Annotated in this window: 7 protein-coding genes and 1 pseudogene; 3 read left to right on the top strand and 5 right to left on the bottom strand. The window is 67.6% G+C overall.

What is annotated here, in order from left to right; all coding sequences use genetic code 11:
• Nucleotides 1-102 precede the first annotated feature (102 nt).
• Entirely contained in the window at nt 103-309 is a 207-nt protein-coding gene (locus tag IPK71_11895; protein MBK8214436.1) for a hypothetical protein, read from the top strand.
• A 1,643-nt stretch (nt 310-1,952) separates the two neighbouring features.
• Here the strand turns inward: IPK71_11895 and IPK71_11890 are convergent.
• Nucleotides 1,953-3,119 (bottom strand): AAA family ATPase, encoded by a 1,167-nt coding sequence (locus tag IPK71_11890; protein MBK8214435.1) that lies wholly within the window; start codon nt 3,117-3,119, stop codon nt 1,953-1,955.
• On the bottom strand, nt 3,116-3,871 hold the full coding sequence (locus tag IPK71_11885; protein ID MBK8214434.1) for a hypothetical protein: 756 nt from the start codon (nt 3,869-3,871) through the stop codon (nt 3,116-3,118). Before IPK71_11885 ends, IPK71_11890 begins: the two co-directional genes overlap by 4 nt.
• 87 nt (nt 3,872-3,958) lie before the next feature.
• On the opposite strand from IPK71_11885, the gene IPK71_11880 reads away from it, so the two are divergent.
• Nucleotides 3,959-4,156 (top strand): hypothetical protein, encoded by a 198-nt coding sequence (locus IPK71_11880; GenBank protein ID MBK8214433.1) that lies wholly within the window; start codon nt 3,959-3,961, stop codon nt 4,154-4,156.
• Between the two features lie 909 nt (nt 4,157-5,065).
• Entirely contained in the window at nt 5,066-5,965 is a 900-nt protein-coding gene (locus IPK71_11875) for a transposase (GenBank protein ID MBK8214432.1), read from the top strand.
• Between the two features lie 169 nt (nt 5,966-6,134).
• Here the strand turns inward: IPK71_11875 and IPK71_11870 are convergent, their stop codons facing one another.
• The 3 genes and pseudogenes from IPK71_11870 to IPK71_11860 all read right to left on the bottom strand — a co-directional run bounded on the left by IPK71_11870 (nt 6,135) and on the right by IPK71_11860 (nt 9,081).
• The gene (locus IPK71_11870; GenBank protein ID MBK8214431.1) at nt 6,135-7,007 is read right to left on the bottom strand and encodes a hypothetical protein; all 873 of its coding nucleotides are present in this window, start codon (nt 7,005-7,007) and stop codon (nt 6,135-6,137) included.
• Nucleotides 7,008-7,703: 696 nt separating this feature from the next.
• Nucleotides 7,704-8,051 (bottom strand): annotated as a pseudogene (locus tag IPK71_11865) (DUF2019 domain-containing protein).
• Nucleotides 8,052-8,292: 241 nt separating this feature from the next.
• Nucleotides 8,293-9,081, bottom strand: coding sequence for a hypothetical protein (locus IPK71_11860; protein ID MBK8214430.1), 789 nt, complete (start codon nt 9,079-9,081; stop codon nt 8,293-8,295).
• Nucleotides 9,082-9,195 lie beyond the last annotated feature (114 nt).

The raw sequence follows: 9,195 nt of genomic DNA, 5'->3' as shown, positions 1-9,195 counted from the left end.
GCTCGCCATGCTGACCTCGTCGACGACCCCTGAAAGCCCGGAGGATTGTTACGACTTCGTCCGGAAGGAGCAAGAAAGGAGACCGAGCGCATCCACGGCATCTTGCGAGATCTACTCGACTTTTCGCGCCCCGAGGCTCCCCGCTCGGAGGACGGGCCTAGAGCCTCGGACGTGGGCGCCGTGCTCGCCGACGTGAGCGCGCTCGCCGCGCCTCAGAAGGAGTTCCGCGACGTCTCCCTCGAGACTGATTCGACGAGCCCCTTCTTGGCGATGCCCGGCCCTCGCCTCAACGCAGGTACCCCCTCTTGAACCTCGGTGCTCAACGCGGGGCAGCCGCGTGAGCGGCAGCACCCGTGGAGGGTAGCCACGCGCACTGAGTCAGCCAGGGGGCGTTCCGTTCCTCCCGGCCCGCGCCGTGCGCATCGACGTGGAGGACACGTGGCCCTGGCGTGCCCGAGGGTATGCGCGACACTCAGGCTCGAGCCCCTCCGCCACCACGAAGACGGGCGAGGGCACGGGGCTTGGGGCTCGCCGTGTGCCGCGGGCCTGGCTCGAGCCGGTCCGGTGGGACCACCTTCGCTCGACACGAGCCACGGCCGGCGTGAGGTCTCCCGTGACGCTCCCCGAGGGCAAACCTGAGGACGCGCTCCTGGCCGCGAGCGCGCGCGACTGGCGCCACGAAGCTCGGTGAGCGGCACCACCGGGATGCGCTCGGCGGAGCTTGTCGATGAGCCCGGTAGCGGGCGACACCTGCGGGGTCGAGTGAGCCGATCTCCGGCGCGTCGTGGAGGAGAAAGATCGCGCGTCTCCTCGGCGGGCACGAGGCGCGCGAGCACGTCTTCTTCCTGGTGCCGGCGAGGTCAGTCCCGGCGCCCGCTGACCAGCCGCCGATCACGTTGAGCTTCCGAGCTTCCGTCGGCGGACGCGCGCGATGATCGGGTTCGTGTGCCCGATGTGGGGGCCGGAAAGAGCGTCGGGCGCTCGCCCAAGCTCCTCGAAAGCACGCCGAGCGCGCGCGTGGAAAGCGCGCACGTACGCGGGCGATTTCAGGGAAAAAGCCCATGGTGCGTACGAGTCTATGCCGACCGGAGCTTTGCCCTGCACGATCTCCCCGCACGAGCTCGGGGGCGCCTCGGCCTTCTTGCCGATGACGAAGAAGGTGGCTGGCGTCGTGCGCGTCGAGCGCGTCGAGCACCTTGGGCGTGGTCACGGGGTCGGGGCCGTCGTCGAACGTGAGCGCCACGCCGCGCGCGCCTCGGGGGAGCCGCACGAGCGCATCGGTGTACATGCGGAGGCCGAGGAAGAACACGCCCACGAGCGAGAGCGCCACGTACACCGACGTGATGCCGAGCACGACCTCGAGCGGCAACGGGCCCGCGGAGCACGCTCCACGCGGGCACCACGAGCACGGCCGCCGTCGAGGCGGGGTAGAGGGCACGCGCGGGAGACACGCTCGAGGAACCTACGGAAGCGCTGGAGATATCCCTGAATCAGCCGCGGCGCTTCTTCGCGGGCTCTTCCGTCGAGCTCCTCGTCGGCGAGCTCTTCGCTCTCGGCTTTTGTCGGCCACGCGCACCTTCGCGCCCTTGTCTTTGCCCTCTTTCTTTTCGCTCTCGCCGGTGTTGTCGGGCTCGAAGAAGCCGCCGAGCACGCCGGCGATGGAGGCGGTCGCGGCCGAGGGGCCGAGCTCACCGCGCCGGCCTTGAGGGGCGGTCAGGTCGAGGGGACGTGCACCCACGAGCGAAGCGAAAGAGCGCCGGCGAGAGGAGCATGCAAAGAAGCGCCTTTGAGGCCGGCTTTCGATCCGGCCGTCGGCGGACCACGGGCTTGCCCAGATGTAGCCCGCGACGAGGCCCGTCGCGCCCGCGGCCAGGTACGGCCGAACGCCGTCGCCCCGGTGGTGACCGAGAGGCCGAGCCCTGCACCAAGATGGCCGCGACCACGGCCGAGGATCATGCGTGAGGACGAGACCGACAAGAGTCGCCGAGGAACATAGGCGATGGGCTCGTGGGGAGAAAATCCTGCGGCCACCCGGAGCATAATGAACCCGGAAAGAAAAGGTCTCCTCCTTCGCGGGGAGCCCGGCAACTCGGCCGCGCGGGCCTGGTCTCGAGCGGCGTGTCAGCTCCCGGCTTCGCGCGTGAGCCGGTGCGCGAGCTCCGTGCGGCGATCGTCGCGTGGCTCGGGGACAGGGCGAGCGAGAGCGGCGCGCGGTACGAGCACGGCGACAGCCGCCCGCGCGTGACGGCTGTAGACGAGGTTCTTCGCCAGCAACACGGGGCGACGACGAGAAGCGGCACCACCACCGCCGGGTACTCGCTGCCCGGCGATTTAGGGTGCATGCGTACGCCAACACGAGATCGTCGAGGGCGGCCGATCTCGCGGTGAATTCGACGATCGCCAAACGACACGACGACCCCGCGTCGTCGTCGAGGAGGCGCGACGAGCCCCACGTCGCCGTTGTAGACCTGGGCGTCGTAGTTGTTCTTGACCTGCATCACCTTGTCGCCGACGCGGTAGGTGCGCGAGAGCGGCGGACGAGGCCACCTTGGCCGGGGTTCAAGAGGCGCTGGAGCTCGGTGTTCAGGGCGAGGGCGCCGAGCGGGCCCTTGCATGGGCGTGAGCACCTGCACGTCCCGCACCGGATCGAGGCCGAGTTTCCTGGGGATGCGCTCGGTGACGAGCTTCTCGACGATGCGCGCCGTGCTCGCGGCGTCCTTCGAGGGGACGAAAGAAGTCGCTCTCTTCGCCGGCCGCGAGCTCCTCGGGGCCTCGCCGCGGTTGATGGCGTGGGCGGCGAGCACGATGCGGCTCGTGCGCGCCTGGCGGAACACGGTGGTGAGGCGCGCGACGGACACGACGCCGGAGCGATCACGTCGAAGCAGCACGTTGCCGGGGCCCACGCTCGGGAGCTGATCGACGTCGCCCACGAGCACGAGCCGCTTTCCGTCGGGGATGGCGCGAGGAGCGCGTCGGCGAGGCGATGTCGACCATGCTGGTCCGACGACGAAGGCGTCACCGTCGAGGGGGAGCTTCCGTTGCGCTTGAAGGTGAGCGTCTTCGGATCGACCTCGAGCAGCCTGTGCAGCGTGACGGCCTCGGACGGACGACTCGCTCATGCGCTTGGCCGCGCGCCCGTCGGGGCCGAGAGCCGCACGATCAGGCGACCTCTGCGAAAGAGGGCCAAAATGGTCGAGAGCAGCGTGGTCTTGCCGACGCCGGGGCCCCGGTCACGACGAGCACGGGGGACCTTCGCACGGCCTCGGGGGCGAGGCGCTGTTCGTCCGAGGGGGCCACCCCGAGGCGCCGACGATGGCGGCGAGGTCGTCGTCGGACACGTCGAGGCCGCGATCGGGCTCGCTCTTCGCGAGGGCACGAGCGCTTCGCGAGGCGCGCCTCGGCCTCGAGCACGTCGGCCAAGTGGAGACGTTCCGCGAGAGCCAGGCGTTCCGCCCACGTCGACGTACGCGTGGCCGCCCAAGACGAGCGCGTGGAGGCCGCGCGCGAGATCTTCCGTGGGCACGTCGTCTTGGAGGAGCGCGCGCGTGGCGACGAAGAGGTCGACCTCGGGGGTGAAGGTGTGCCCCTTCTCGGTCTCTCGTCGCGCGGCCTGGAGGAGCGCGGCTTGGTGGCGGAGCGGCGAGTCGCGCGCCACACCGACCGACTCGGCGATGCGATCGGCGGTGCGGAAGCCGATGCCGGCGACCTCGAGCGCGAGGCGGTAGGGCTCGTCGGCCACGATCTGCGCGGCGCGCGGCCCGCAGCGTTTCACGATGCGCGCGGCGAGCCAGGGGAGCACGCCGTTCGCCTGGAGGAAGACCATGACGTCGTGCAGGGCGCGGTTCTCGCGCCACGCCTCGACGATGCCCACGATGCGCTTCTTTCGAGCCCCGGCACCTCGGAGAGGCGCTCGGGGCTTCGTCGAGCACGCGCAGGGTGTCTCCCGAAGACCTCGACGATGCGCTTCGCGTACGTCGGCCCGATGCCCGGCATGACGCCCGAGCCCAGGTATTTCTCGAGGCCTGCGGCGGTCTTCGGCTCGAGCACGGACAGGCCCGACACGCGGAGCTGCGCCCCGTGCTGCGGATCGGTCTCCCACGTCCCCGTGGCCCGCACGGTCGCGCCCGTGTACGCGCGGGGAACACGCCGAGGGTGACCGCCTCGTCGCGATCCCGCAGGCGCGACGCGCACGACACGGAACCCTGTCGTGTCGCTCTCGTACGTCGTGCGCAGGACCTCGCCTTCGAGGGTCACCATCGGGGGGGAGCGTAGCCCGGACCGCGCGGGGAAAGGCCGGGGACCCGCGGACGGAGAGGGGCTCGCGAGGCAGCCCGAGCCGCGCGGAGCACGGCGCGTGCTTCGCGGGGGTGCGGGGCAGGTGCCGCGAGCACGGCCGGTGCCGGAGGTGGGGTCTCGGGCACCCATTTTGGGCACGGCCGGTGCTCCGGATGGGTGTCGGGCACCCATTTTGGGCACGGCGGGTGTGAGCGACGGGTGGGGGCAGCGCGCGAGCACCTGCGGCGCTTCGACGGGTGCGGGGCGACCGACGTTGGCGCCAAGTAGCTGAAAAGACTTAGGAAGGGTGCCTCGGAGGCGTGGGGAGCGGGTCGCGTCGTGGGCCGCGAGGGCTCTGTGGAGACCGCCGCGGCTCGCCACCGAGGTCCCGGCCCAGGGCCCACCGACGTTGGCCGTAACGCATTGAAATCAGGTCAGACTCGAAGGCGCGAACCTGGCCGGTTACGCGCGCAGACGACACCGACCACAGGGACGACCCGACCCTCATCGACACGCGCCCCTCGACCGGGGGTACGGATGCGCGCGGCGCGCCCGCCACTCGTCGCGCCCGACGTCCGTGCCGCGCGGAGCCGGAGCAACCTTCGCAGGCCGTCGCCCCATAGAACTCACGTACTCGCTGTCTCAAACGCGTTGACACGTTCCGCTCACGGAAGAGGAGCGGAAGCGCATCCTCGACACGCTTCACGATCCGAGATTCGTGGATCAGCCCCCGGCTGAGGTCTACGCGACGCTGCTCGGAGAAGGCGCGTACATCGGTTCGATTCGCACGATGTACCGCGTGCTCGCCGACTCGGGCGAGGTCCGGGAGCGGCGCAACGTTCGCGAGGCGAAGGTGCACCCGACACCGTCGCTCACGGCTACCGCACCGAATCAGGTCTGGACGTGGGACATCACCAAGCTCGCGACGACCGAGAAGGGCAAGTTCTTCCATCTCTACGTCATCATCGACCTGTTCAGCCGCTTCGTCGTCGGCTGGATGGTCGCGACCAAGGAATGCAAGCACCTCGCTGCCACGCTCTTCGCCGAGACCATCGCGCGCCACGGCATCGAGCCCGGCCTGCATCGTTCATGCGGACCGCGGCTCCGCGATGAAGAGCGACACCCTGGCCCAGCTCCTCTGGACCTCGGCGCATCGCGGAGCTTCAGCCGGCCGCGCGTCTCGGACGATAACGCCTTTAGCGAGGCGCAGTTCAAGACGTTGAAGTACCAACCCGACTACCCGGTCCGCTTCGCCAGCGAGGTGCACGCACGCGGGTGGCTCGAGCCCTTCTTCGGCTGGCACAACGACGAGCATCACCACGCCGGCCTCGCGCTCTTCACGCCAGCCGACGTCTTCCACGGCCGCGTCGACCAAGTCGCCGAAGACCGGCAGCGCGCGCTCGATGCTGCCTACGCGGCCCATCCGGAACGCTTTCCGAACGGACAACCGACCGTCCGTCGGCCACCGACGAAGGTCGAAATCAATCCCATCTCTGCCGAACCGACCGCGGCGACGGTGGAGGGGCGCGAGGTCCGCGCGCACGACACCGACCACCGGGACGACCCGCCCCTCATCGACACGCGCCCCTCGACCGGAGGTGCGGAACCGCGCGGCGCGCCCGCCACTCGTCGCGCCCGACGTCCGTGCCGCGCGGAGCCGGAGCAACCTTCGCAGGTCGTCGCCCCATAGAACTCACGTACTCGCTGTCTCAAACGCGTTGACACGTTCCGCCGCACCGCTCGGACGAATGGACCAGCCGGAGCCCCACCGACGTTGCCCATGCGGCAAGCATCTGGGGCGCCATGGCACACATGCGACGGCCCTGAAGCCATCAGCTCTCTCTTCGAGGGCCCCCGTTCTAGAGCTCCGTCACGGGCTTGAGCACCGCACCGCGGACACCGGCGGCGTTGAGCGCGCGAGCGACGTCCTGCGACATGAGCACGCGCTGATCGGCCTGCCCTCCGCTTCCGAAGTACTCGGCCGTGCGCACGAGCGAAGCGGTCGGAACGTCACGAAGCGCCGGAAATGCGCCCCGCGTGACGGGCAGGTACTTCGTCCGCCCGCACCGCTCGCATCGCTCGAAGGCGAGCCCATTCGTGACGATGCCAACCCTTGTCTCCACGACGAGCTGAACCACGGTCTTGAGCTCGACGCCCTTGGTATTCAAGACAGGCCGACAGCCCCACGCCTGCGGGCTTGAAGGCGCGAATCCAGGCATCGGGAGTAACAGAGAGCTCGTCGTACACCCAGATGAGCTGCATGATCGCGTTGCGCCCCACTTCGGCTCGCGCTTCATCTGGAAAGGCGCCTTTTGCTTCATGCCGATACCGCACGACTCGCACCAGTCGGTGAGGTCGTACGTCGCCTGTAGATATCCGAACTCCTCGTCGTGCGGCTGCGGGTAGCCGTGATGCCATGCGCCGACCTCCAACCAGCGCGCGGACTCGAGCTCCTTCTTCGTGAACTCGGTTCGGACCATGTTGAACACGTTCCATCCGTCGAACAACGCCGAGAGTAAGCTCCAGTTCGGGTGGTTCTCGTCCACATCGAAAGTGAGCAGTGGTTCCCCGCCCTCGGGAAGCGAAACCGCAGAGGGGAGCTTCACGCCGAGAGCCTCGAGTGCGAGGCGCTGTTCCCCACTTGCCCGAAAACCGATTCGATGAACGACCTTCATGACCCAAGCGCCCTCAGAATTTCTGCATGCGATGCGTACCTTCCGAGCAGCCGCCACGACAGTTTCTCGAGTCGCCGGAAGAACGGACCGCCACTGGCACAAAGTAGTACGGGAGCATGGATCCGGAACTTACTCATCATCTCTCTCTCTCGCACGCCCTGCCGGGTGTCGCCGCTACTCAGGAAGCCTGTCCCGCCATCGAGCGAAGGCGGTCCGGTGCACCTCATGAGAGTCTCCTCCCGAGAACGACGGGTCGTTCGGAAGTGGCGAGCCAACATAGTACTCGGCGTTAATCCACGGACTATCCTCCCCGCCAGGTTGTGGGTCACGCTCTCGCCATGCCCCGTCCCTATACTCGAGGGAATCCCCCCACCAGTCGAACGTGCCAACCTCACGAATCAACAACTTGGGCATAACCATACCGCTCGGGTGTACCCCGACCACCGAATACACAACGGTCGCCTCCTCCTGTGGCAGCGCACGAAGGGGCTCTATCGACCACCTCAGCATGTCCGGGTCTCGGTCGTCCGTCACCTTCCAAACCTTCCCGGCTTTCACGTCCTTGAGCGGAATATCGCAAGTCCGAATCTGCTGTCCTCCGGGCCCATCCTCCTCTGCGGCCGCATTCCAAACGAAGCCGAAGGGCCCCGGATCATGCTGATCCGAGTGTTCGACAGGATCGTTCGAGAGCATGCCTTCCACCGTACCGAGCTCGCCATTCGCTGAGGTTTGCACGCTTTCATGACGGGATTCCTCCGGGTCCAACGCCCACACCCCCTCCTCCCAACGCTTCAGGCACTCGCCCGCCCCGAAGCTCACCATCCCTTCACCACGCGAAATCTCCTCGAGCACACGTCTCGCGTCTTGATGTCGGTGGCGAAGGAGAAACGCAGCCGCCATCGACCTTACATCGTTTGGTCCCTCGAACATGAGTGGCACCAGTGCGTCCCGCCCCTCGTCGCCCATGGCACGCAGAGCTTGAAACGCAGCAATGTAACGTTTCGCGTGTTTGTTCCCGAGTGTCGCGTCCCTCGCTTCACCCTGCGCGAGCACGCCCTCTCGAAAGACTCGCACCAAGTCAGCCTTCCGATCCATCACCATACTCCTGTCGCGACGTTCTCGAGGACGAGCCTACCAAAGACAACATGGACATCAAAGAACTGCGGCCGCAACCACTCCCTCACCGTCGTCGCATCCGAGCCCGCACCGCTCGGACGAATGGACCAGCCGGAGCCCCACCGACGTTGCCCATGCGGCAAGCATCTGGGGCGCCATGGCACACATGCGACGGCCCTGAAGCCATCAGCTCTCTCTTCGAGGGCCCCCGCGTTCTAGAGCTCCGTCACGGGCTTGAGCACCGCACCGCGGACACCGGCGGCGTTGAGCGCGCGAGCGACGTCCTGCGACATGAGCACGCGCTGATCGGCCTGCCCTCCGCTTCCGAAGTACTCGGCCGTGCGCACGAGCGAAGCGGTCGGAACGTCACGAAGCGCCGGAAATGCGCCCGCGTGACGGGCAGGTACTTCGTCCGCCCGCACCGCTCGCATCGCTCGAAGGCGAGCCCATTCGTGACGATGCCAACCCTTGTCTCCACGACGAGCTGAACCACGGTCTTGAGCTCGACGCCCTTGGTATTCAAGACAGGCCGACAGCCCACGCCTGCGGGCTTGAAGGCGCGAATCCAGGCATCGGGAGTAACAAAGAGCTCGTCGTACACCCAGATGAGCTGCATGATCGCGTTGCGCCCCCACTTCGGCTCGCGCTTCATCTGGAAAGGCGCCTTTTGCTTCATGCCGATGCCGCACGACTCGCACCAGTCGGTCAGGTCGTACGTCGCATGTAGATATCCGAATTCGTCGTCGTGCGGCTGCGGGTAACCGTGATGCCATGCGCCGACCTCCAACCAGCGCGCGGACTCGAGCTCCTTCTTCGTGAAGCTCGTGGACACGTACCCTTCCGAGTGACCCCACCGCCGCAGCAGGGTTTGGAGCCGCAGCCAGGTTGGGTCATCCTCCCCGATGTCGAACGCGACGAACGGATCTCCGCCCCCGGGCATCGCTATCACCTTCGACATCTTGATGCCAAGCTCATCCAGATTCTGCCTCTCGGCGGGAGTCGCGGCGAATGCCACCCTGTGCATGATCCTCATAGGCCAAGCCCCCTCAGGATCTCGGGATAGTGCCTGTAGATCTCGCGCGCCGCTTCGATGACGGACTCTCTAGTGGCAGCGGCCGTCCCATCCCCG

It is taken from the genome of Myxococcales bacterium (assembly GCA_016712525.1).
GTDB lineage: Bacteria > Myxococcota_A > Polyangia > Polyangiales > Polyangiaceae > JAAFHV01.
This window is presented reverse-complemented; position numbering and strand designations above follow the sequence as displayed.